The 22,892-nt window shown below is 70.7% G+C and carries 17 protein-coding genes; 3 read left to right on the top strand and 14 right to left on the bottom strand.

The genetic code is table 11. The annotated features are described in order from the left end of the window. Positions 1–38: 38 nt before the first annotated feature. A complete protein-coding gene (locus ACTRO_RS39360) occupies positions 39–965 on the bottom strand; it encodes a zinc-binding dehydrogenase (RefSeq protein ID WP_034271504.1) in 927 nt (308 codons plus the stop codon). Between the two features lie 144 nt (positions 966–1,109). Between ACTRO_RS39360 and ACTRO_RS39355 the strand changes: the two genes are divergently transcribed. Both ACTRO_RS39355 and ACTRO_RS39350 read left to right on the top strand, forming a co-directional pair. Continuing rightward, entirely contained in the window at positions 1,110–2,114 is a 1,005-nt protein-coding gene (locus tag ACTRO_RS39355; protein WP_034278831.1) for a LysR family transcriptional regulator, read from the top strand. Positions 2,115–2,144: 30 nt separating this feature from the next. Further along, positions 2,145–2,825 (top strand): hypothetical protein, encoded by a 681-nt coding sequence (locus ACTRO_RS39350; protein ID WP_034271502.1) that lies wholly within the window; start codon positions 2,145–2,147, stop codon positions 2,823–2,825. A gap of 74 nt (positions 2,826–2,899) precedes the next feature. On the opposite strand, the gene ACTRO_RS39345 is transcribed toward ACTRO_RS39350, so the two are convergent. The 9 genes from ACTRO_RS39345 to ACTRO_RS39305 all read right to left on the bottom strand — a co-directional run bounded on the left by ACTRO_RS39345 (position 2,900) and on the right by ACTRO_RS39305 (position 18,089). Beyond that, positions 2,900–3,634 carry an ABC transporter ATP-binding protein gene (locus ACTRO_RS39345; RefSeq protein WP_034271500.1) on the bottom strand — a complete coding sequence of 245 codons (735 nt, stop codon included), beginning with the start codon at positions 3,632–3,634 and terminating at the stop codon, positions 2,900–2,902. Further along, positions 3,631–4,578 (bottom strand): ABC transporter ATP-binding protein, encoded by a 948-nt coding sequence (locus tag ACTRO_RS39340; protein ID WP_034271498.1) that lies wholly within the window; start codon positions 4,576–4,578, stop codon positions 3,631–3,633. Before ACTRO_RS39340 ends, ACTRO_RS39345 begins: the two co-directional genes overlap by 4 nt. Positions 4,579–4,597: 19 nt before the next feature. Beyond that, positions 4,598–6,880, bottom strand: coding sequence for a hypothetical protein (locus ACTRO_RS39335; protein ID WP_157436696.1), 2,283 nt, complete (start codon positions 6,878–6,880; stop codon positions 4,598–4,600). A gap of 5 nt (positions 6,881–6,885) precedes the next feature. Next, positions 6,886–10,086 (bottom strand): hypothetical protein, encoded by a 3,201-nt coding sequence (locus ACTRO_RS39330; RefSeq protein WP_157436695.1) that lies wholly within the window; start codon positions 10,084–10,086, stop codon positions 6,886–6,888. Between the two features lie 105 nt (positions 10,087–10,191). Further along, positions 10,192–11,271, bottom strand: a complete 1,080-nt coding sequence (locus tag ACTRO_RS39325; protein ID WP_211244568.1) for a tellurite resistance/C4-dicarboxylate transporter family protein — start codon at positions 11,269–11,271, stop codon at positions 10,192–10,194. Continuing rightward, positions 11,258–12,007 (bottom strand): respiratory nitrate reductase subunit gamma, encoded by a 750-nt coding sequence (gene narI, locus ACTRO_RS39320; protein WP_034271492.1) that lies wholly within the window; start codon positions 12,005–12,007, stop codon positions 11,258–11,260. Before narI ends, ACTRO_RS39325 begins: the two co-directional genes overlap by 14 nt. After that, the gene (gene narJ, locus ACTRO_RS39315) at positions 12,004–12,687 is read right to left on the bottom strand and encodes a nitrate reductase molybdenum cofactor assembly chaperone (protein WP_084316882.1); all 684 of its coding nucleotides are present in this window, start codon (positions 12,685–12,687) and stop codon (positions 12,004–12,006) included. The genes narI and narJ overlap by 4 nt, the downstream gene beginning before the upstream one ends. Continuing rightward, positions 12,684–14,333 (bottom strand): nitrate reductase subunit beta, encoded by a 1,650-nt coding sequence (gene narH / locus ACTRO_RS39310; protein ID WP_034271490.1) that lies wholly within the window; start codon positions 14,331–14,333, stop codon positions 12,684–12,686. The genes narJ and narH overlap by 4 nt, the downstream gene beginning before the upstream one ends. 6 nt (positions 14,334–14,339) lie before the next feature. Continuing rightward, positions 14,340–18,089, bottom strand: a complete 3,750-nt coding sequence (locus tag ACTRO_RS39305) for a nitrate reductase subunit alpha (protein WP_084316881.1) — start codon at positions 18,087–18,089, stop codon at positions 14,340–14,342. Between the two features lie 142 nt (positions 18,090–18,231). Here ACTRO_RS39305 and ACTRO_RS39300 point away from each other — a divergent pair, with 142 nt between their 5' ends. Beyond that, entirely contained in the window at positions 18,232–19,098 is an 867-nt protein-coding gene (locus ACTRO_RS39300) for a phosphotransferase family protein (RefSeq protein ID WP_169740015.1), read from the top strand. Between the two features lie 7 nt (positions 19,099–19,105). On the opposite strand, the gene ACTRO_RS39295 is transcribed toward ACTRO_RS39300, so the two are convergent. The 4 genes from ACTRO_RS39295 to ACTRO_RS39280 form a co-directional block, all read right to left on the bottom strand. Next, a complete protein-coding gene (locus tag ACTRO_RS39295; RefSeq protein WP_034271487.1) occupies positions 19,106–19,474 on the bottom strand; it encodes a bleomycin resistance protein in 369 nt (122 codons plus the stop codon). Positions 19,475–19,574: 100 nt separating this feature from the next. Then, on the bottom strand, positions 19,575–19,982 hold the full coding sequence (locus tag ACTRO_RS39290) for an OB-fold nucleic acid binding domain-containing protein (RefSeq protein WP_034271485.1): 408 nt from the start codon (positions 19,980–19,982) through the stop codon (positions 19,575–19,577). Positions 19,983–20,028: 46 nt separating this feature from the next. Continuing rightward, positions 20,029–22,011 carry an APC family permease gene (locus tag ACTRO_RS39285; RefSeq protein WP_245594622.1) on the bottom strand — a complete coding sequence of 661 codons (1,983 nt, stop codon included), beginning with the start codon at positions 22,009–22,011 and terminating at the stop codon, positions 20,029–20,031. Between the two features lie 157 nt (positions 22,012–22,168). Then, complete coding sequence (locus ACTRO_RS39280) at positions 22,169–22,879, bottom strand: SDR family NAD(P)-dependent oxidoreductase (RefSeq protein WP_034271479.1); 711 nt, start codon at positions 22,877–22,879, stop codon at positions 22,169–22,171. Positions 22,880–22,892: the final 13 nt, after the last annotated feature.

Here is a 22,892-nt window from a genome sequence, read left to right as displayed (position 1 = left end):
GTACGTTGATAAATGAAAGCTGACTCTGGAAGTGCCGTCTAGCCGACCGTGAGGACCGCGTTGCCCCGGATCCCGCGCCCGCGGAGCCGCTCGAGCACGTCGGCGGTCTCGGTCCAGTCGGTGACCAGCCCGATCTCCGGGTGCAGACGCTCCGCCTCGACGAGTCCGACGAGGACGCCGAGGTCGGCACTGAACGGCTCGTCGAAGTCCACGTAGGAGAAGTGCCGGATGACGGTGGATGAGGGCCCGTACAGGAAGTCGAAGAAGTTCAGAACCGCCGGCGTCCGCCCCGCCTGCCCGAACCACACGAGCGTGCCGCGCGGCCGCAGCTTCATCGCGGCAGCGGACAGGTTCTCGCCGCCGGTCGACTCCAGCACGATGTCGAAGGGCCCTGCGGCCGCCGCGACGTCGTGCACGATCTCCGTAGCACCGAGCTCCCGCAACCGCGCCCCGCGCTCGGCCGAGCCGGTCACCGCCGTCACCGCCGCCCCCGCCGCGGCGGCGAGCTCGACGAAGTAGTGTCCGACGCCGCCGGACGCCCCGGTCATCAGAATCCTGCGACCAGTGACGGCGCCGGCGACGCGTAGCAGCCGCAGCGCCGTCAGCCCGGCCAGCGGCAGCGCCGCGGCGGTCACGCTGTCGATCCCGTCCGGCAGCTCAGCCAGCGCGTGCGTGGGCACCGCCGCGTACTCGGCCCACCCGCCCTGCGGCGGATGCCCCACGACCCGCCGCCCGACGGCGGGACCGGAGCCGTCGGCAGCCGCCTGCACGACGAGCCCCGCGACGTCCTTCCCCGGCCGCCAGTCCGCCGGCGGCTTCTCCAGCAGGAACGTCTCTCCCCGGTTCACCGAGTACGCCTCGACCTTGACCAGCGTCTCGTCCGGACGGAGCCGGGGCTCCTCGACGTCCGCGAGCTCGATCGACGGCGCCGGGGCCGTGCTCCCCGTGGCAACCATGGCTTTCATGACTCAGGTTCTCCCTTCCCGCTCCCGGCTGCCGCTTGATCGGCGTTCCGGCTGCGAGACCTAGAGAACTCCATGAGCCACGACCCGTTCCAACAACCGGACGGCGGCTTTGACAACCGACGGCGGTCGGCCAAGGTAGGAGGCGTGGATCTAGACCTCGCACAGGTGCGCGCCTTTCTCGCGACCGCGGACGGCCTGCACTTCGGGCGCGCCGCCGAGCAGCTGGCCCTGAGCCAGCAGGCGCTCTCGAAGCGGATCGCGCGGCTGGAGGAGGAACTCGGGGTACAGCTGTTCGCGCGCAGCCGGCAGGCGGTCGACCTGACGGAGGCGGGCCGGCGGTTCCTCGGGCCCGCACGGGCCGCGCTCACCGCCGGGGACCGCGCGGTGGCGGCGGCCCGGCACGTCGAGCGGCCGCTGCGGATCGACGTCTGGGGGCACCTTTTCGCGCCGATGCGGACGCTGCGCCCCGTGCTCGACCGCCTCGGGTCGGATCAAGACGCAGGCCAAGCCGTCGAGACCGGGGCCGCGCGAGATCTGCCCGGCGTCCTCGACGCGCTCACCCGCGGCGTCATCGACGTCGGATTCGGACGCGTGCATGCGCCCGGAGAGCGGGACGGCGACAGCGACGGAGACGCCCCCGGTTTCGGACTCTCGCCCGACCTTGCACACCGCCTCGTCCGCCTCGAACCGCTCGACGTCGTCGTGGGCCTCGGCCACCGCCTCGCGGACCGGAGCGAAGCGCGCCCGGACGAGCTGCGCGACAGCATCCTGTGGAGCCCGGCCGCGATCGAGCGCCTGGACCTCGTCCGCCGGTTCGCCGAGCACTTCGGCATCCCGGCCGAAGCGAGCCCCGCGAACCTCGGGCTGGACCCGTTCCTCGAGCAGGTGGCCGCCGACCCGCGCCGCGTCGCGCTGCTCCCCGCCGACCTCGAACTCCCCGAGCGGGCACGCATCCGGTCGATCCCCCTGGTCGACCCCACGCCCCTCTACGCGTGGTCGCTGCTGTGGCGGTCCGTCGACGCACACCCCGCGATCGACGCGCTGCTGCGCACGTTCGCCGAGACCGCCCGCGCGAACCGCTGGCTCGAGTACCGGCCGGGCCGGGACTGGCTGCCGGCAACCGACGCCGCTGAGGTACGGACTGGCTGAAATCTGAGCCAAGCTATGGAACTATGCCCCATGGCAACCACGTCTCCCTCCTCACGGCTCCTGTTCCACGCGGCGCGCACACAATTGCAGCCGCTTGGGCTTCGGCGGTTCGGTCGCTCGCGCCAATGGATCGACGACCATGGATGGTGGCTGTTCATCATCGACTTCAGTGCTCCGCGGTGGAACCAGGGAAGCGGACTCACGGTCGGCGCGATGTGGCTATGGCAGGACGTCGGCCACCTCACGTTCAACGTGATCGAGGAGGTCTCAGGCTCTGAGTACTACCGGAGCGAGGATCAATTCGCCCGGGTCGCCACCGACCTCGCCGACCGCGCGAGCACCAAGGTGGCCGAGCTCCGCACCCGCTTCAACTGTCTTGACTCCGTCGCCCGCCATATGGCTGCGCAGGACGACCGACGGGGATTCTTGTGGCAGAACTACCACGCGGGCATCGGCGCGGGCCTCCTGGGAGAGGTGGCCAAGGCCCGCACGCGGTTCGCGGCTGTACTCGCCGAAGATCCCATCGCACCATGGATCCTCGAAGCGCAGAGGTCCGCAGCACTGCTCGCTGACCTTGTAGAAGACCCCGCCAGTCTGAACACGTGGATGGCGAAGACAGTCTCCGCATGCAGGACACGACTGAACCTGGCGCCCGCAGTCCCGCCCACCGAAGGGCCCCAGGCCGCCGACGCCACCGGGCTCAGTCGCTGATCAGGCGCAGGGCGGACGGGTGGGTAATGCCAGGCCACTGACACCCACCGACCACCACCTGACCCGCCCCACCCTCACTCCCCCTCCACGACCTGCCCGTCCCGCAGCTGGAGTACCGCGTCGGCGAAGTCGGAGATGCGGCGGTCGTGGGAGCTGATGATGATCGCGGTGCCCTCGCTGTCGGCGATCTCGCGGAGCAGGCCGAGGATCCGCAGGCCTTGGGCGGTGTCGAGGTGGCCGGTGGGCTCGTCGGCGATGAGCAGCTGCGGGCCTTGGGCCAGGGCGCGGGCGATGCCGACGCGTTGCTGCTGGCCGCCGGAGAGTTCGGCGGGGCGGTGCTCGGCGTGGCCGGTGAGGCCGACGAGGTCGAGCACGTGGGCGACGCGGTCGCGGGTGGTCTTCGGGGCGGCTTTGGCGATCCGCAGCGGCATGCCGGCGTTCTCGGCGGCGGTGAGGTACGGGATCAGGCCGAAGGACTGGAAGACGAAGCCGACGGTGGTGCGGCGCAGCATGATCCTGCGCCGGTCGCTCAGGGTGCTGAGGTCCTCGCCGTTGATCCGCACCTGGCCGGTGCTGGGCAGGTCGAGTCCGCCGAGGATGTTGAGCAGCGTGGTCTTGCCGGAGCCGGATCGGCCGCGTACGGCGAGCAGGCGGCCGGGGGCCACGTCGAGGCTGACGCCGCGCAGGGCGCGCACGGCGGTGCGGCCGTGGCCGAAGACGCGGGTGAGCTCGCGCGCTTCGAGCAGCCCGGCGTCGGCGCGCTGGGTGGCGGTGCCGGCGGGGGCGCCGCCGGCTTCGGAGACGGTCACGCTCGGGCCTCGGTTTCCTCGTCGGGTCGGGCGGCGGCGGTCTGGGCGTCGTCGGGCCAGAGGCCGACGTGGCCGGGTTCGTGGGTCAGCTTCACCAGGTCTCTGATACCCAGCGGCTCGGTGAACTCGGGCGGGAGCTGGACCCGGCCGGCCCGGTCCACCACCGCGTATTCGAAGGACTCGTGCGCGCCCGTCCCGTCCGACGCGCCCTCGGCGTGCGCGCTCGCCGCGCCGGGACGGTGCGTCTCGGTGGCGATGCGTCCGTCGCGGATCGCCACCGTCCGGCGCACCTGGCCGGAGACGCCTTCGTCGTGGGTGACGATCAGGGTCGTGACGTTGTGCTCGGTGCTGGCGGCGCGCAGGGCGGCGAGGACGGTACGGGCGGAGTCGGTGTCGAGTTCGCCGGTCGGCTCGTCGGCGAGCAGGACGGCCGGCGCGTTGGCCAGCGCGACAGCTATGGCAACACGTTGCTGCTCGCCTCCCGACAGCTGGCTGGGTGTGCGGTCGCGGCAGTAGGCGACGCCCATGGTGTCGAGGAGTTCTGCCGCGCGGGTGCGGCGTGCTCGGCGGCCGGTGCCGGTGTACGTCTGCGGCATCGCCACGTTCTCCAGGGCGGTCAGGTGCGGCAGCAGGTTGCGGGGCGGGCTCTGCCAGACGAAGCCGATGGTCTCGCGCCGGTAGGCGAGCAGTTCCCGCTTGCTGAGTCCGGCCAGTTCGCGGCCGGCCACCCGGACTGAGCCGGCCGAGGGCGCGTCGAGGCCGGAGAGGATGCCGAGCAACGTCGACTTGCCGCTGCCGGACGCGCCGACCAACGCCATGAACTCGCCCGGCTCGACCCTCAGGTCGAGTCCCTGCAACGCCTGCACCTCGAGCTTGCCGGTGCGGTAGATGCGCACCAGCGACGAGCATTCGATCACTGATTCGGGCATCTCGGCCTCACTCATCTCTCGGGCTCCCACGGAATCAGGCTCCTTCGGCGAGGTCGCCGAGGCGCAGGCTGCCGGCGACGCCTCGGCGGGCGGCGGCGGACGCGCCGAGCCCGGCCGCCAAGGCGAGGACGGCCACCGCGGCCGGCGCCAGCAGCAAGGCCGCGGCGCCGATCCGGGCGTCGGCGCCGCCGAGGGCGGTGGCGAGCGACGGCCGCACGGTCCACAGCAGCGGCGGTACGGCGGCGGTGCCGCCGATGGCGGCGAGGGCGATCGGGCCCAGGAGTTCGACGGCGGTGACGGCCCGCGCCTGGCCGGCGGTCAGGCCCATGGTGGTCAGCCGGGCGACGATGGTGCGGCGCTCCCTCGCCTCGACCGCCGTGGCCAGCGCGACGACGAGGCAGCCGGTCACGATGGCCAGCACCGCGAGCAGGGCGAGGTAGGTGCCGGTCGCGGTCACCATCGGGTCCGGGGCGCTGGCCGTCGGCAACGTCACGGTGCTGGTTCCGCTGAAATTCGCGGCGGCGTAGACGGCTTGAGCGGTCGCGGCCGCGGCTCCCTCCCCGCCACTGGTCCGATGCAGAGCAACCGTCAGGTCGGCGGTTGTCAGGCCCAGGGCCAGGATGAGGATCGTCACGGCAGCCGGCGCCGGGGTGCGCGCAGTCCGGGCGAGACCGAGCAGGCCGACGGCTCCGCGACGGCGGCCCACGAGGCGCAGCAGGAGGCGTAGCGCGACAGGCCCGATGTTCAGCATGCCGAGGGCGAAGAGGATCGCGGCCAACGCCGGCGCGCTGGCCGTGAACAGGTCGATGCCACCACTGGGCGAGAAACCCTGCGAGCGGGCCTCGACCAGACCGAGTACGCACAGCACGACGAGCGTCCCCTGCGCGACGAACCGCCGCGCCACCAACGTCCGCCGCGGCGCCGAGGCGCGTCGGCCGGTTGTGCCGGTCCGGCGATGCCGGAGCACCGTCAGGACGGCTGGTCCGGCCAACGCCGTCAGCGGGAGTAAGAGCTCGTACTCCCAGAGTTTTGGCGGCGACTGGCCTGGTATTCGGGCTGCGATGACGGCGGCGACAGCGGTGAGCGGGAGGACGGTCACTACCGCGTCCCGGGCGGCTGCCGCGGCCAGGCGCCACAAGGGGGCGCCGCGCGCCCGCTGGACTTCGGTTTGCGCGGACGCACGATCCACGGCGGCGCGTGCGGCGACCAGGAGCGCGATCAGGCCGATGAGGGCGAGGCTGACGGACGGCATGGCCGTCTCGAGCTGGCCGGCGCTTTGTTCGGCCCCGAATTCGGCCAGGGTGACGACGAGCTGGGTCTGGAACTTCACGCCGGAGCCGCCGTAGCCGTTCTCCATGGTCGAGCTCGCCTGTGTCATCGCCGTGTCGATCGACTTGATCATCGCGCCGACCCCGGTGGCGGTCAACGCCGAGGTCCGCACCGGCAGGTGCGTCTGCACGCCCGTGCCCTGCAGGGCGAACGGGTCGAGCAGCGCCAGCGCAGCCAGTTGGTCCTGGCCGAGCAGCCCGCCAGTGAGCCGGTAAGAACGCTGTTTCGGTGCCGTCACCCACTGCGGGGCCACGTCCGAGGGCTGGTCCTGCCAATAGTCGCTGCCGGGGTCGAGCGGCTGGTAGGCGCCGGTGATCACGAACGTGATCGGCGGCGGCGGGAACGAGCCGCCGCTCTGGGCCAGGAACTTCGAGCCGACCTTCAGACCGAGCAGCTTGAGCTCGTTCGCCGGCAGCGCGGTCTCCACGCTGAACCTGCCGTCGCTGGTGCGGGCGACGTTCTGCGGCCAGCGCCCGGACAGCAACTTCGTGTGCCGGGTGTAGTCCTGGAGGTAGGTGAACTGGATCTCGGGCTGGCCCGGATAGATCGGGATGAACTGGGTGGTGTACTTGCCGACGTAGTACGTCGGGGTGCCGAGGCTCGACCAGGCGTCGGCCTCCGGGACGAGCGGGATCTTCCCGGACGTGGCGTTCAGCGCGGTGTAAGCGTTCTGTGTCTGGCTGCTGATCGCGTCGGCGATCGACTTGCTCTCCGCCTTCAGCTGCGTGCTGGTGCCGGACAGATCGGTCACGCCGAGGTTCTGCTCGACGAAGCCGGTGTAGTCGTTGCCGACGACGATGGTGCGGGAGGAGACCGGCAGTTCGGCGAGCATCGTCTGCAGGGCGTGGTTGCGGGCGGTGAGGTCCGTGCGCACGCCGCTCGCGGAGGCGAGTACGAAGCAGGCCGTCAGCACCGCGAGCACGACACAGCCCGGGCGACGCCAGGCGTCCGTAACCGGGTGGGTCAGGCTACGTATTGCGTCACGCATCTGGCTCAGCCTCCCCATCTGGACACGGCGGCGGGATCTCGGCGGCGTACCGAGGCTGCGAACGCGGCGAGCGCGACGCAGATCGTGATCGCCGCGAACGCCAGGACGCTCCAGTTCGCGGCGTAGAGCACTGTCGGCCGCGGGATCGGCACGGCGGCCTGCGGCGAGAGGGTGAACACCGGCACCAGCAGCCGTGCCAGCAAGAGCCCGAGCGCGGCGCCGAGCAAGGCCGAGGGCGCAGCCACGGCCGTGTGCAAGGCGCAGCCGAGCGCCGCGCGCTGCCCCCGTGTCATGCCGAGCGCGCAGAGTACTGTGTCGCGCGCTGTCGCATCTCTGGCGGCGGACAGCAGCGAGACCAGCAGGCCCAGCAGCGCGAGGAGGGTCAGTGCGACCGCGCCGTCGGTCGAGACCCGTTGTGGGATCGCCGCCGAGGGGTCGTTCATCATCGTGGCCTGAGTCTGTATCGCGTTCACGGCGACTGCGGCAGACGGGAGCCCGGGCGGCGTGGCGCCGTTCACCGTACTCAACCACCAGGTGGAGGCGGGCGCTATCGGATCATGGCGCAGCAGCGCCTGGTCGGACAGTTCGCCGAGATCGACGATCAGGGCTTGTGCATCAGGGCCCTGCGCCGTGGGAAAACCGGTGACCGCGGCCACGATCCGCACGTGCACGGCGATCTGGTCGATCTCGGCGTCGACGGTCGAACCGATGCTCTGCTCGTTGGCGCTCAGATACGCCGTGGTGGCGATGGCAGGCAGGACGGTCTCGGTATTGCCGGCGGTGAGCGTCACCGCGCAGGGCAGGAAGGAGAGCCCCACGCCGGGAGAGAACGCGGTGTGCACAGCGCCGGATTCCAGCGTCGGCGCGTTGATCTTCGGCCCCGATGCGGGTCCTCCCCCGGACGGCCCGCAGCCGATCATGAGGTCCTGCGGGTTCCAGTTCGTGTCCGCGCTCCACTGCTCGATCGCCGTCTGCGCTCCGCTGACGGGCGAGTACGCCGCATCGGCAGAGCTCTGAGTCATCACGGCTGCGACCGCGAAGGCGGCCGGGCTGACCACTTGGAACGGCAGCTGATAGTTGAGGGATACGCCGACGAGCCGCAGCGGGTACGCGATCGCGGAATTGGCTTGCGTCAACGGCAGATCGAGGGTGTGCTCGGCTCCGTCGGCCGGCAGGTTCCCCATGGTCAGCGGGAAAGTGGTGCCGGTGGCGTCTTCGACCGTCATGACCACCGAGGTGCCGGTGAGCCCGCGCCCGACCAGCCGCGCCTGGATGCCGAGGCCGACCGGCTTTCCGGGCAGGGCCAGGCCCGGTTCGGCGGACGGGGTGATCGCGGACCACAGCTGCGCCAGCGGCCGGTCGGCCTGGTCCGCGCGCAGGGCGACGAGGCCGGACGCGTCGCGGGCGTTGATGCCGATTAACGCAGGGCCCTGATCCGGCGTGGACTGGTAGACCGGCGTCCCGGACCGCACGCCCGACGCCGTGGTCAGGGCGGCGTCCTGGCCGAAATCCTGCGGGCGGCCGAGGTTCACCGCCACGTCCGCGCCGACTTGGAACGCGGCCTGGTCGTGCGCGGAACGCTGCCAGCTGGAGTGCTGACCTGCAGCGAATCCGCATCCTGCGACGGCGGCCACCGACAGCAGCGCCGGAATCACATGGCGGCGCGGGGTGCGGGCCAGTTCCCACGCGGCCAGCCGCAGAGGGAGTGAGCCGGCCCGGGCCGCGGCGCGTTCGCTCAGCCGGGCCGCGAGCGTGATCAGCCGGCCGCACAGGGCGGCTCCGGCCGCCGCGGTGAGGGCGGGTGCACAGGCGACGATCAGCACGACGCCGGATCCGGCTCCGTTCGGGCCGGAGGTCAAGCCGGTATCCGAGGTCTGCCACAGGGCGATCGCGGCCAGGGCGACGAGGGCGAAGTCGGCGCCGGCCGAAGCCAGTCCGGAGACGGCGCTCTGCCGGCCCGAAGCGGCGGCGATCTGCGCGGGCAGCGCGGCGCGCGCGGCTCGGGCGAGTACGACCACTGCGGCCAATGCGGCCACGCAGATCCCTGCGATCCAGTCCGCGGCCGGCAGGCCGAGTCCGTGCGTCTGGCCGAGCAGGCTTCGACCGATTAAGGGCCCTTGGATGAGCGTCCCGAGCGCTGCCGCCGGAAAGAGCAGTGCGACATCGGGCAGGTATCCGGCGCCCGGCTTCCACGCCGGAGCCCCGCGCGAACGCATCAGCGCGGTCTGCGCGGCACCGCGGGCCACCAGCCCTTCGGCAGCGGCGGCCAGCGCCAGTCCGGCGAGCAGGCCGAGGAGACACGTGGCCGTGAGCAGTTCCGCGCGTCCGGCGGTCAGCCGCGAGGAGACGGCGTCGAGTTCATTGGTGAGCGCCAGGTCCGTCGTGGTGTAGCCCTGGCTCGGCGAGAGCCGGACGTCGTTGGTGATGGACTGGACGGCACTCTGCAAAGTCCCGATCGGCGGCTCGCCGACCGGAACCAGGCCCCAGGCCGCCGATCCGAGCGGCAGCTTGCCGTCGGTGAACGCGGTGGTGTCGGCGACGAGCGGGCCGTAGAGCACAGAGGAGGGGTTGGTGTAGTCGACGCCGGCCGATCCGACCGGATTCCAGGCCAGGGCAGCCTGATCCGCGGCCGAGCCCAGGTAACGGAACTCGCCGACGATCAGGAACGTCGTCGCCGGTGTCAGCGGCGCGTAGGTGAGCGTCAGACTCTGTCCGACGTGAACCCCGAGCAGGCCCGCCGCCTCCGCCGAGACCGCCACCGGCACCGCCGTCGAGGTGCCGCCGGGAAGGGCGGCCGTGGCCGTGCTCGGCCAGTCCCCGGCTGTCAGCCGCGCGTGCGCCCGGATGGTCGGCTCGGATACCGCGAACGTCTGGCGTCCGACACCGCCCGACGTTCCGGGCAAGGTGTAGTCCCGCGAGAAGCGGGTTTGTTCGACCTCGAAGACGCCCGGGCTGTCCGCCGCCACCGCGCTGCCGACCTGGTTGTTCGCTTTGGTGTACGCGGTTTCCGTGAGCAGCGCGGCCTCGATCACGAGGTTGTCCGCGGGGGACGCCGCGACATCCGCCCGCGCGCCGAGCGGCAGCGCGGCCGACCAGGCCGTGGTGGCCAGCGCCGCGAACCCCGCGGTCAACGCGACGGTCGCGAGCACGGCCGCCAAGGGCGCCGCGCGCGAACGGAGAGCACGTGCCAGTGATGCTGATGCCACGCGCTGAGAGTACGGCTCCTGACGCAGATCCTGCAATACTCTGCGTGAACTACTGCATGAATCTTTACATCATCGGCAAGGCTCATACGGCAATGCGCAAATTCCTCAACCGTGCGCGAGCGCCGCCCTCGTCGAGAAGGCGAGGTGGCGGACCATGGCCAGGAAGACGACCACCCAGACCGCCAACGCGATCCAGCTCTCGACGTCGCCGATGTGGCGGACGAAGGGCAGATGGTCGGCGTTGCCGAGGAAGTTCCCCGCGACGCCGTACATGCCCAGCGGGAAGACGATGCTCCACAGCGTCGGCTCGTAGCGCAGCGGCACGTCGTGAATGCAATGGCGCCAGAAGCCTGCGGCCAGGAGCGGCGGGATCAGCCAGGTGCCGAAGGCCCAGAACAGCACGGATGCCCCCGCGACCAGTCCGCGCGTGGCCGCGACGAACGGCGCGTCGGCCATCTCGACGATCCGCGCACCGGCCACGACCGTGATCGCCGTGGCGCCCATGGCCACCCAGTACGGCGCAGTGAGGTCTTCGGGGCCGAAGGAGTACACCAGCAGCCGGCAGGTGACCAGCACGCCGTTGCCCGCATATAAGAACACGCCTACCGACCAGGAGAAGACCGCGAGCAGGGCCAGTTCGTCGCGTCCTGCACTGACGCCCGGCTCGAGCGCAGCGGCGAGTACCGCGACGGACTGGGTGGCGACGACCCAGATGAACCAGGTGCCGTTCGCGTCCTGGAGGACCGGGCGGCGGGCGTGGCCGAGGACCGCCGTCCACGGCACCACGTAGCCGAGTACGAGCCATGCGACCCACCCGACCACGAGCAGGACGAAGGCGATGACATGGTGGGCGTCCAGGGCGAGCCGCGTGCCGAGCACGTCGGTGCCGGCCACGAGCGTGAACTGACCGAAGGCTCGGCGAGGGTCTTCCAGGTCCTCCCCGATCTCCCGCGAAAAGCGCACCGCGCGCCAGGCGGTGAGGGCGACCAGCACAACGTATTCGACCACTGTCAGCCACATCAGCGCGACCGACAGGGCGAGGGCGCGCTGGTTGCGCATCGCGATCGAGAGAATGCCGGTCGCCATCACCAGGGCGAAGTAGCCCGGGTGCAGGGTGCGTACGCCGTCGCGCAAATCGGCGTGCAGGATGGCGGCCCGGCCGGCCGGCGGCTTAGTAGGGGACACCGATCTTCCGCCACTTCCGGCCGCCGGTGCCCGGCTCGTGCGGGTGCGCCGCGACGCGGCTGCGGAAGACGATGTAGGGCCGCCACAGGTACCAGAGCGGGTAGCTCCAGGCGTGCACCAGCCGACTGAAGGGCCAGACCCCCCAGATCAGCCAGGCCGCGGTGGCGTGGACCTGGTAGATGATCGGGGCGTGCGCGATCGCCTGGACGTCCGGGGATCCGGCGAACAGCCCGCGGAACCAGGGCGCGACGCTGGTGCGGTAGTCGTAGCCGTGGCCGAACAGGTTGATCCCGATCGTGGGGATGATGCCGGTCAGCACGATGACCAGGAGCAGGGTGAGCGCGACGTAGTCGATGGGCGCGGTCGTGGCTCGGACTCTGGGCACGAACAGGCGCCGGGTGGCCAGCACCACGATCCCGGCGATCACCAGCACCGCGGCGACGGTGCCGGCACTGGCCGAGAACCAGCGGTAGGCCTGCTCCGGGATGCCGATCGCCCTGGTCCAACGCTCCGGGATCAGCACACCGATGACATGCCCTGCGATGGCGGCGAAGGTGCCGTAGTGGAAGATCGGCCCGCCCCATTTCAGCAGTCTGCGTTCCTGCAGCTGGGTGGAGCGGCTGGTCCAGCCGAACTGGTCGTAGCGCCAGCGCCACACATGTCCGACCACGAAGACGCCGAGGGCGAAGTAGGGCAGAGCCACCCACCAGAACAGTTGCGCATCGGTCGCGTTCACAGGCGTGCTCCGCTCCGGTCGTAGGCCACTGAGTCAACGGGAATCAGGGGCCTGTCGTTGCCTGACCGGCTGCCGTAGCCGGCCAGGTATCCCGGCGGCGCGAACGGCTCGATGCCGACCTCTTCGCGCGGCGGGCCGGCCTGCCAGGCCTCGCTGACCAGGCTCAGCTCGCGCCGGCTCAGCCTCGGCACCTGCGCACAGACGGCGGCCAGTACCTCGGCATATGGGGAGTCGGCCCGGACCAGAGCGCGGCGGAGCAGTTCAAGGTCAGCCCGGTGGCCGTGGATCAGTTTCATGCCACGATCGGTCAACGACGCGAACTCGAGGACCATCGGCAGGTAGTCGGGCAACTCGTCCTCGTTCGGCGCGAATCCGGCGGCGCGGTAGGCGGTCTTGAATTCGAGCATTGCCATACCGCGCTTGCGGGTGTCGCCGTAGCGGTAGTAGGTCAGGTAGAGCGCGCAGCGTCGGCGCAGATCGAAGGTCTCGACGTAGTGCTGGGCGACGGCGGTCGGCTCGGTCGCGCGCAGCCAGCCGAGGAAGCGGGCGAAGGACTCGCGGGCCGCTTTGGGGCCGAGATCCGCGGCGAACGCGTCGAGGGTGTCGATGCCTGTGAACAGCTCCGTCCGCGGATACTGCAGTAGCAGCGAGGCGAGCTTGACCGCCTGAGCCGCGCTCATCGGCCGCCTCCCTGCGGGAAGAGGCCGGGTGCCGGACCCGCGCCGTTCCAGCCGAGCAGGTTGAAGCGGGCGCGGCCGTCTTCGGCCTCGAAGGTGCGCGCGGCACCCGGCTCGCCGGTGGGGCGGTAGGCGCGGATGCCGTGGCCGCCGCTGCCTTCCGCGCCACTGCCTTCCCCACCCATGCCGGGACCGCCCTCGGTGTCCAGGCTGCAGAAGAGCTGCTCGTGCTGGCCCATCAGCCGGCCGGCCTCCTCGGCGTGGGCCGGTGGGACGACGTAGCGGTCTTCGTACTTTGCGATGGCGAGCAGCCGGAACAGGTCGTCGAGCTCGTCCGCGCTCGCGCCGACCGCGGCGGGCAGGTCCTCGTCGAGATCGAGTCCGAGCTGCCCGGCGCGCTGGATCGCCCGGACGGCGGCCAGTTTCCGCAGCACGCGGCGGATCGGGGCCGGGTCGCCCGCGGTGAACAGGTTCGCCAGGTACTCCACCGGGATGCGCAGCGCGTCGATGGTGGCGAAGACGGCGTCGGGGTCGTCCTGGTCGTACCCGGCGGCGTCGACCACGTCCGAGACCGGGGAAAGCGGCGGGATGTACCAGACCATCGGCAGCGTGCGGTACTCGGGATGCAGCGGGAGGGCGACGCGGTGGCGCACCGCGAGTTCGTACACCGGGGAGCGGCGCGCGGCCTCGATCCAGTCGTGCGGGATCCCGGCCTCGGCCGCGGCCTTGCGCACGGCCGGATCGTGCGGGTCGAGGAAGAGATCGAGCTGGGCTTCATAAAGGTCCTGAGTATCCGGGGTCGCCGCGGCGTCGAGCACCTTGTCCGCGTCGTAGAGGAACAGCCCGAGATACCGCAGCCGGCCGACGCAGGTCTCCGAGCAGATCGTGGGTTGCCCGGACTCGATCCGCGGGAAGCAGAACGTGCACTTCTCCGCCTTGCCGGTGCGATGGTTGAAGTACACCTTCTTATACGGGCAGCCGGAGACGCAGAACCGCCAGCCGCGGCAGCGGTCCTGGTCGACGAGCACGATGCCGTCCTCGGCCCGCTTGTACATCGCGCCGGACGGGCAGGAGGCGACGCACGAGGGGTTGAGGCAGTGCTCGCAGATGCGCGGCAGGTAGAACATGAAGACCTGCTCGAACTCCATCCGCACCCGCTCCTGCAGGCCGGCGAGGTTCGGATCGGACATCGCGTGCTCGGGGGCGCCGGCGAGGTCGTCCTCGAAGTTGCTGCCCCAGGTGATCTTCATGTCCCGGCCGGTGAGCGCGGAGACGGCGTGCGCACTCGGGTTCCGCGTGCCCAGCGGCGCCTCGATCAGCCGCTGGTAGTCGTAGGTCCACGGGTCGCCGTAGTCGTCGATGGTCGGCAGATCCGGGTTGTAGAAGATCGAGAGCAGCTTGCGCAGCCGGCCGCCCGCCTTCAGCTGCAGCCGTCCCTTGCCGTCGAGGGTCCAGCCGCCGTGCCACTGCTCCTGGTCCTCGTAGCGCCGGGGATAGCCCACGCCCGGCTTGGTCTCGACGTTGTTGAAGTACACGTATTCGGTGCCGGGCCGGTTCGTCCACACCTGCTTGCAGGTGACCGAGCAGGTGTGGCAGCCGATGCACTTGTCCAGGTTCATCACCATGGCGACGTTCGCTTGCGGGCGCATCAGCTCTCAGAACTCCACATCCTGCGCGCGACGCCGGATCACGGTCACCTCGTCGCGCTGGTTGCCGGTCGGACCGTAGTAGTTGAAGGCGTAGGAGAACTGGCCGTAGCCGCCGATCATGTGGGTGGGCTTGACCACCAGCCGTGTCAGGGAATTGTCACCGCCGCCGTGCCAGCCGGAGACCTCCGACTTGGGCGTCATCAGATGCCGGTCCATCGCATGGTGCATATACACCGTGCCCTGCGGCATCCGGTGGGTCACGACGGCTCGCGCGGCGACGACGCCGTTGCGGTTGAACGCCTCGATCCAGTCGTTGTCCCCGACCCCGATCGCGGCCGCGTCCGCCGGGCTCATCCAGATCACCGGGCCGCCGCGGAACAGACGCAGCATGTGCAGGTTGTCCTGGTACTCGGAGTGGATCGACCACTTCGAATGCGGGGTGAGGTAGCGCACGGTGATCTCCGGCCGGCCCGGCTCGTCGAGGCCCTGCGGGCCATAGTGCCGGGCGTAGTCGAGCGGCGGACGGTAGGTCGGCAGGAACTCGCCGTACTCGGCGATCCAGTCGTGGTCGAGGAAGAAGTGCATCCGGCCGGTCAGGGTGTGCCAGGGTTTCTTGCGCTCGACGTTGACCACGAAGGCCGAGTAGCGGCGTCCTCCGGTCTCGCTGCCTGACCACTCCGGCGAGGTGATCACGGCCCGCGGCTGGATCTGCGTGTCGGCGAAGGAGATCCGGTCCCCGGCCCGCTCCTCGGCCAGATCCGCCAGCCGCACGCCGGTGCGCTCCTCCAGGACCCGCCAGCCGGTCATCGCGATCTCGCCGTTGGTGGTGCCGGACAGGGCCAGGATCGCCTCGGCCAGGTGCACGTCGCGTTCCAGCTTCGGCCGCCCGTCCGCCACGCCGCCGCGCACCCGGCCGTTGAGCCGCCCGAGCAGGTCCACCGCGCCGGCCGGCTTCCAGGAGATGCCCTTGACCGCGGTGCCGGCCGTCTCGGTCAGCGGGCCGAGCGCCGCCATCTTCTCCGCGACCGCGGCGTAGTCGCGTTCGATCGCGATCAGCTTGGGCATCGTCCGGCCGGGCACCGGCTCGCACTCGCCGCGGCGCCAGTCCCGGGCGACGCCGCCGGGCTGGGCGAGCTCGTCCGGCGTATCGTGCATCAGCGGGGCGGCGAGCACGTCGGTGCGGGTGCCGAGATGGGTCGCGGCCAGCCGGGAGAACTCCTCGCCGATGGTTTTGAAGACCTCGAAGTCGGTTCGGGTCTCCCAGGGCGGGGCGATCGCCGGATTGAACGAGTGCACGAACGGGTGCATGTCGGTGGTGGAGATGTCATGCTTCTCGTACCAGGTCGCGGCCGGCAGCACGATATCCGAGTACGTACACGTGCTGGTCATGCGGAAGTCGACGGTGGTGACCAGATCGAGCTTGCCGCGCGGGGCGGGCTCGCGCCAGGCGACCTCGGCCGGGCGCATCCCCAGCGGCGTCTCCTCGGCCCGCACGGCGTCCTCCACGCCGAGCAGGTGGCGCATGAAGTACTCCATGCCCTTGCCGGAGGAACCGAGCAGATTGGCCCGCCAGACCGTCATCACGCGCGGGAAGTTGGCCGGATCGTCCGGGTCCTCCCCTGCGAACTTCAGCCGGCCTGCCGTCAGCTCCCGCACCACGTAGTCCGAGGCGCTCAGGCCCGCTGCCGCGGCCTCGTCGGCCAGATCCAGCGGGTTGCGGTCGAACGCCGGGTGCGTGGGCGTCCAGCCGCGGCGTGCGGCCTGGGCGAGGGTGTCGGCGAAGGCGCGCCCGGCGAACAGCCCACGGCCGAGCGGGCTGGCGAACTCGGCGGCGTCGAAGTGCTCGTAGCGCCACTGGTCGGTGTGCAGGTAGAAGAACGAGGTGCCGGTCATGTGCCGGGTGGGGCGCTGCCAGTCGAGCCCGAAGGCCACGTGCTGGAAGCCGGTGAGCGGACGGATCTTCTCCTGGCCGACGTAGTGCGCCCACCCGCCTCCGTTCACGCCCTGGCAGCCGCACAGCATCGTGAGCGTGAAGAAGCTGCGGTAGATCTGGTCGGAGTGGAACCAGTGGTTGGTCCCGGCCCCCATCGCGATCATCGACCGGCCGTGGGAGAGCTCCGCGTTGCGCGCGAACTCGCGGGCGACCCGGGCCGCGGCCTGTGCCGGGACGAAGGTGATCGACTCCTGCCAGGCGGGCGTGTACGGGCTCGAAGCGTCGTCGTAGCCGGTCGGCCACTGTCCCGGCAGGCCTTCGCGCGCCACGCCGTACTGGGCCATCAGCAGGTCGAACACGGTCGTCACCAGACGGCCGTTGATCAGCCGGGTCGGCACGCCGCGCCGGACCACGCCGCCGCCCTCGGTCTCGCCGATGTCGAAGCGCGGCAGGTCGACTGCAGCCGCGTCCGCTTCGGTGCCTTGGAGGCTCAGGAGCGGGTCGATGCCGCCGAGGTCGAGATTCCACCGCCCCTTTCCGGCCGCGGAGAAGCGGCTGGCGAGGGTGCCGTTCGGGAAAACCGGCTCCCCCGTCGCGGCGTCGAGCAGCACGGTCTGATGCGCCGCCGACTCGTCGTCCTGGCCGAGATCGGCGGCGGTGAGGAAGCGGTCGGGCACGTAGGCGTCGCCGTGCTCCCGCAGAGTCACCAGGAACGGCAGATCGGTGTAGGTCTTCACATAATCGGTGAAGTAAGGTACCTGACGATCCCGGAAGAACTCGGTGAGTACGACGTGGCCCATCGCCATGGCCAGCGCCGCGTCCCGGCCCGGGGCGCAGGCGAGCCAGTCGTCGGCGAACTTCGTATGGTCGGAGTAGTCCGGGCTGACCACCACGACCTTCTGCCCCTTGTACCGCGCCTCGGTCATGAAGTGCGCGTCCGGGGTCCGGGTGATCGGCAGATTCGTGCCCCAGATGATCAGATACGACGAGTTCCACCAGTCGCCGGACTCCGGCACGTCGGTCTGGTCCCCGAACACCTGCGGCGAGGCGATCGGCATATCCGCGTACCAGTCGTAGAAGGACAGGATCGTCGCGCCGATCATCGACAGGAACCGCGTCCCGGCGGCATACGAGACCTGCGACATCGCCGGGATCGGCGAGAAGCCCACCACCCGGTCCGGCCCGTACTCCTTGACCGTGTGCACGTGTGCGGCCGCGATCAGCTCGCTGACCTCGTCCCAGGTGGCGCGCAGGAACCCGCCCTTGCCCCGGGCCTGCTTGTAGCGCTCCGTGCGCACCGGATCCGCCATGATGTCCGCCCAGGCCGCGACCGGATCGGCCAGCCGGGTCCGCGCCTCTCGCCACATCTCGAGCAGTGGGCCGCGCACGTACGGATAGCGCACCCGGGAGGGCGAGTAGGTGTACCAGGAGAACGACGCGCCGCGCGGGCAGCCGCGCGGCTCGTACTCGGGGGAATCCGGTCCGACGGACGGATAATCCGTCTGCTGCGTCTCCCAGGTGATGATGCCGTCCTTGACGTACACCTTCCAGGAACAGGATCCGGTGCAGTTCACCCCGTGCGTCGAGCGCACTTCCTTGTCGTGCCGCCACCGCTCCCGGTAGAACTCCTCCGCCCCGCGCCCGCCGCGTCGCCGCACCTCGCGGTAGTCCGCACTCGGCGTTCCCGGCGTGAAGAACTGCGCCTTGCGCAGCAGCGAATCCACCGGCTCCAGGCCCGGCAGCAGCGGCGCGAGCCTCCCGGCCGGAACGCTCGGTGTGCCCGGCTCGGGCCCGCCGCGGACAATCCGGTCGATGTCGGTCATATCGCAGCTGTATCCGACCTCACCCGCGCGAAGCAATAATGACACGCGCCGCAGCTCCGTTCGGGTTACGCTGCCCGGCATGCCGGTACCCACGCTGACGCCAGCGGTTCTGAGTGCCTTACGGGCCCGCTTCGGCGACGCCATGCCAGAGCCTGAGGTACTCGGCGCCGGGGAGTGGTCGAGCGCGTACGAATTGACGGTGGACGGCCGCAGCCTGGTGGTGCGCGTCGGGAGGTACCGCGAGGACTACCTCAAGGACCAGATCGCGGCGAAGCTTTTCGCCTCCTCCCGGGTGCCGGTGCCGGAGATCATCGCGTTCGGCGAGACCGACGGGCTGTGCTACGCCGTCGCCGAACGCGTACACGGCATCGGCCTGGACGAGCTCGACGCCGCGGAAATCGACAGAGTACTGCCGTCGCTGCTCGGGGTGCTCGACGAGATCCACGCCTGCGACGTCGCGCAGACCACCGGCTTCGGGGATTGGGGTCCGGACCGGGTAGGCGGGCATGCGAGCTGGGCGCAGTCGCTGCTCGCCGTCGGCGACGACCGGGCACGCTTCCCGGGCTGGCGGGACGAACTCGCGACGTCTCCGGCCGACTCGACCAAGTTCGACCAAGGCCTCGAACACCTGGCTTCAGTGGCGCCGCGGCTGCCCGCGGTGCGGGAGCTGATTCACCGCGACCTGTTCAACCGGAACATCCTCGTCTCAGGCACCGCCGTGGCCGGCGTGCTGGACTGGGGCTGCTCCCTGTACGGCGACTCCCTCTACGACGCGGCGTGGCTGGCCTACTGCTGGGCCCTGTATCCACAGTGGTCCGCGATCGACATTCGGTCGCGGATCCGGCAGCACCTCGAGGCGGCCGGGCTCCTGCCGGCCGACTTCGAGGAGCGCCTCCACGCGTACGAAGTCCACATCGGGCTGGGCGCCGTCCAGTTCTGCGCGTTCGTGCGCAGGTGGGACCAGGTCGAGTGGCATGCCGACGCGGTCGCCAAGCTCATCGCGGCCTAGGCATACCTCAGACGCGTGAACCGGCGCGAGCCGAGACCGGCCCGTACCGCAGGGTATTGCCATCCGGATCGACGACGGCGAACACGGTCTCCCCGTACGGCTCGCTGCCGGGCACTTCCAGGCAGCTGACACCGTCGCCGCACCACTCCGAGCGCATCCGGGCCGGGTCGGACACCCGCAGATAGCACCCGGCCGAGTTCACCAGCGGATCAAGATCGTCGGCGAGGTACAGGTGCAGCTCGATCTCGCCGTGGGTGACCTGAAGGTAGTCCGCGCCGCGCCGCGCGACCTGGAAGCCGAGGTAGGCGTAGAACGCCTCCGCCCGGCTCAGGTCGCGGCTCGGCAGGATCGGCACGGCGGTCTCGACGGTGGACATGGCCTCAGTGAACGCGCTGAGGCCCGCCCCGGTGAAGACGGCGGCGGGAATCCATACGCGCTTTTAACGCCGCCGCCGGGGTTGCGAGGCCCCGCCGCGGCTAGTCTGAACCTCCAGGTCGCAGCTCGTAGATCGGGTTGTAGATCACCCGTTGGCCGCGCAGCGTCGTGATGCGGCCGCGGATCTTGACGGCGCGCCCCGGGCTGATGCCCGGGATGCTGCGCCGCCCCAGGAAGACGACGGAGACCGACCCGGTCCCGTCCCAGAGTTCCGCTTGCAGCGCGGGCACCCCGGCCCGCGGACGGAAGGTGACCGTGCGCAGGGTGCCGAGGATGCACACCGGCTCGCGGTCCGGGCAGCGCACGATCGGGGTCGCGCCCAGGGTCGGCATGGCCGCCTGGAGATCGGCCGCGTCCAGTTCCTCGGTGTCGGCGGTCAGCCGGGACAGGACGCGCTTGAGCAGGCCGGCCTTGCGGGCCGGGACTGCCGAGGGGGCGGGCTCGCGCATCGCCGCACTCTCCTTCCCGCGGGCCGTGACGGCCCGCGTTCACGGCTCATCGGGACTGTTCGGCCGGCTCCGCCGGGCTGGGCGCGGGCGGGGCCGTGGCGGCGGTCGTGGGGCCCGGGATCTGCCCGAAGGCGGCCGAGCGCAGCTGGTAGGGCACGCTGGCGACCACCACGCCGCGCTGGTAGAGCAGCCGGCTCTTGAGCCGCAGCGCCGACTGGTTGTGCAGGATCTGCTCCCACCAGTGGCCCAGCACGTACTCGGGCACGTAGACGGTGACGATGTCGTCGGGGTTCTCGGTGCGCATCCGCTTGACGAACTCGACCACCGGGCGGGTGATCTCGCGGTAGGGCGAGGCGATCACGGTCAGCGGCACCGGGATCTCGTGCGTCTCCCACTGCTCGCGCAGGGCCTGCACCTCGCCCTCGTCGATCTCCACGGTGACGGCCTGGATACTGTCCGGCCGTGTCGCCCGGGCGTAGCCGAGCGCGCGCAGGGTCGGCAGGTGCAGCTTGGAGACCAGCACGATGGCGTGGTTGCTGTGCGGCTTGGCCGCACGCAGGTTGGCCGGCGGCTCGAGCTCGACCGCGACGGCCTGGTAGTGCCGCTGGATCGCGCGCATGACCAGCCAGATGATCGGCATCGCCAGCACCACGATCCAGGCGCCCTTGAGGAACTTGGTGGCCAGCACGATGGCCAGCACCAGGCTGGTGGCGCCGAAGCCGACCGAGTTGATCACCCGCGAACGCATCATCCGATGCCGCGCGGACGGGTCGGTCTCCGTCTTCAGCAGCCGGTTCCAGTGCCGGATCATGCCGGACTGGCTGCACACGAAGGAGACGAACACGCCGATGATGTAGAGCTGGATCAGCCGGGTCGGCGAGGCCTGGAAGGCCACCACCAGGACGATCGCGAGGGCGGAGAGCAGCAGGATGCCGTTGGAGTAGGCCAGCCGGTCGCCCCGGTTGCGCAGCTGCCGCGGCATGTAGCCGTCGCGGGAGAGGATCGAGGCGAGCACCGGGAAGCCGTTGAACGCGGTGTTCGCCGCCAGCACCAGGATCAGCGCGGTGAAGAACTGCAGCAGGTAGAACATCGGCGAGGAGTCGCCGAACACGGCCCGGCCGACCTGCGCGATCACCGTGCGCGGGGTGGCCCCGGCGGGCAGCCCGACCAGGTTGCTCGCGGTGTCCGAGGTGTGCACGTGCGAAGCCAGCGCGAGCGCGGTGACGCCGGCGAACATGGCCACCGCGATCCCGCCGAGCATCGCCAGCGTGGTGGCGGCGTTGCGGCTCTTCGGCGCCTTGAACGCCGGCACGCCGTTGCTGATCGCCTCGACGCCGGTCAGCGCGGTGCAGCCGGAGGCGAAGGCGCGCAGCAGCAGGAAGCCGAGGGCCAGGCCGGTGTAGTTCGTGGTGTTGCGGATCTGGTAGCCGGCGCTCTCGGCGGCCAGGTGGTGGCCAGTGACGAGCTGGGCGACGCCCCACAGGATCATGATGGCGACCGCGGCGACGAAGCAGTAGGTCGGGATGGCGAAGGCCGAGCCCGACTCGCGCAGCCCGCGCAGGTTCATCAGCGTGATCACGGCGATCACGACGACGCAGATGATCACCAGGTGCCCGTTGAGGACCGGGAAGGCGGAGGCCAGGTTCGCCACGCCGGAGGCGGTGGATACGGCGACGGTGAGGGTGTAGTCCACCATCAGCGCGCTGGCGACGGTCAGTCCGGACCGCGGCCCGAGGTTGGTGGTGGCCACCTCGTAGTCACCGCCGCCGGACGGGTAGGCGTGCACGTTCTGCCGGTACGAGGCGACCACGACCAGCATCAGCAGCGCGACCGCCGCGGCGATGTACCAGGTGTAGTGGAACATCGCCAACCCGCCGGCGGAAAGCACCAGCAGGATCTCCTCGGTCGCGTAGGCGACCGAGGACAGCGCGTCGGAGGCGAATACCGGGAGCGCGATCTTCTTCGGGAGGGTCGCCTCGCCGAGCATCTCGCTGCGCACCGGCCGGCCGACGAGTACGCGCTTTGTCATCCCCATCAGTGAAGGCACGCAGGGAATCGTAAGCCCGCCGGGGCGGCAGGGGGAGAGCGGGGCCCAGACGTCCCTTATCATAGGTTTTACACGGTTTCACCCGGCTTGGTCACGATTTCCGGGCGCCGTGGCCGCGGCGGCGCGGGACGGCGGGCCGTCACCAGGGCAGGCGCCCCTCGGCCGAGAAGTAGCCGCCGGTCGGGCCGTCCGGCCCGAGCTGCGCCATGCGCGCGATGACCACCGCGCCCTCTTCGACGGTCTGCCGGCCGTTGTTGCCGTTCAGGTCGGTCGCGGTGAATCCGGGCTCGACCGCGTTGATCCGCACGCCCGGGAACGCCTTCGCGTACCGCACGGTGATCATGTTGACGGCCGCCTTCGAGGCCGGATAGGCGACCCCGGAGTAGGCTCGCGAGGAGGCCTCGGCCGCGGCCGCTCGCGCTATGGACGCGAGGCCGCTGCTGACGTTGACCACGACCGGGCACGACGAGCGCTGCAGCAACGGCAGGAACGCCCCCAGCACGCGCACGACGCCGAAGACGTTGGTCTCGAAGGTCTCGCGCATCAGGTCGACGGTCAGGTCCGCCGCGCCGACCACCGCGTTGTCCGGGCCCCACTCCGGCGCGATGCCGGCGTTGTTGACCAGCACGTCCAGCCCGCCGTCGGCCTCGAGCGCCGACGCGGCGGCCGCGACCGACTCGTCCTGTGTGACGTCCAGCTGCACCGTCCGCGCGCCGATCTGTGCAGCGGCGCGACGGCCGAGCTCGGCGTCCCGGCTGCTCAGATAGACGGTGTGGCCCGCCGCCACGAGCTGGCGGGCCGTTTCGAAGCCGAGGCCCTTGTTGCCGCCCGTAATCAGTGTCGTCGTCATGAAGCACGACGGT

Origin of the sequence: Actinospica robiniae DSM 44927, assembly GCF_000504285.1 — a bacterium.
Taxonomy (GTDB): domain Bacteria; phylum Actinomycetota; class Actinomycetes; order Streptomycetales; family Catenulisporaceae; genus Actinospica; species Actinospica robiniae.
Note: the sequence above shows the minus strand (reverse complement) of the source record. Positions and strands in the feature narration are given on the sequence as shown.

Bases quoted from the DNA above. Each gene is read 5' to 3' on its own strand.
- ACTRO_RS39360 (WP_034271504.1), bottom strand. From the start codon at position 965: ATGAAAGCCATGGTTGCCACGGGGAGCACGGCCCCGGCGCCGTCGATC.
- ACTRO_RS39350 (WP_034271502.1), top strand. From the start codon at position 2,145: ATGGCAACCACGTCTCCCTCCTCACGGCTCCTGTTCCACGCGGCGCGC.
- ACTRO_RS39340 (WP_034271498.1), bottom strand. From the start codon at position 4,578: ATGAGTGAGGCCGAGATGCCCGAATCAGTGATCGAATGCTCGTCGCTG.
- ACTRO_RS39335 (WP_157436696.1), bottom strand. From the start codon at position 6,880: ATGCGTGACGCAATACGTAGCCTGACCCACCCGGTTACGGACGCCTGG.
- narJ (WP_084316882.1), bottom strand. From the start codon at position 12,687: ATGAGCGCGGCTCAGGCGGTCAAGCTCGCCTCGCTGCTACTGCAGTAT.
- narH (WP_034271490.1), bottom strand. From the start codon at position 14,333: ATGCGCCCGCAAGCGAACGTCGCCATGGTGATGAACCTGGACAAGTGC.
- ACTRO_RS39305 (WP_084316881.1), bottom strand. From the start codon at position 18,089: ATGACCGACATCGACCGGATTGTCCGCGGCGGGCCCGAGCCGGGCACA.
- ACTRO_RS39300 (WP_169740015.1), top strand. From the start codon at position 18,232: ATGCCAGAGCCTGAGGTACTCGGCGCCGGGGAGTGGTCGAGCGCGTAC.
- ACTRO_RS39295 (WP_034271487.1), bottom strand. From the start codon at position 19,474: ATGTCCACCGTCGAGACCGCCGTGCCGATCCTGCCGAGCCGCGACCTG.
- ACTRO_RS39290 (WP_034271485.1), bottom strand. From the start codon at position 19,982: ATGCGCGAGCCCGCCCCCTCGGCAGTCCCGGCCCGCAAGGCCGGCCTG.
- ACTRO_RS39285 (WP_245594622.1), bottom strand. From the start codon at position 22,011: ATGACAAAGCGCGTACTCGTCGGCCGGCCGGTGCGCAGCGAGATGCTC.
- ACTRO_RS39280 (WP_034271479.1), bottom strand. From the start codon at position 22,879: ATGACGACGACACTGATTACGGGCGGCAACAAGGGCCTCGGCTTCGAA.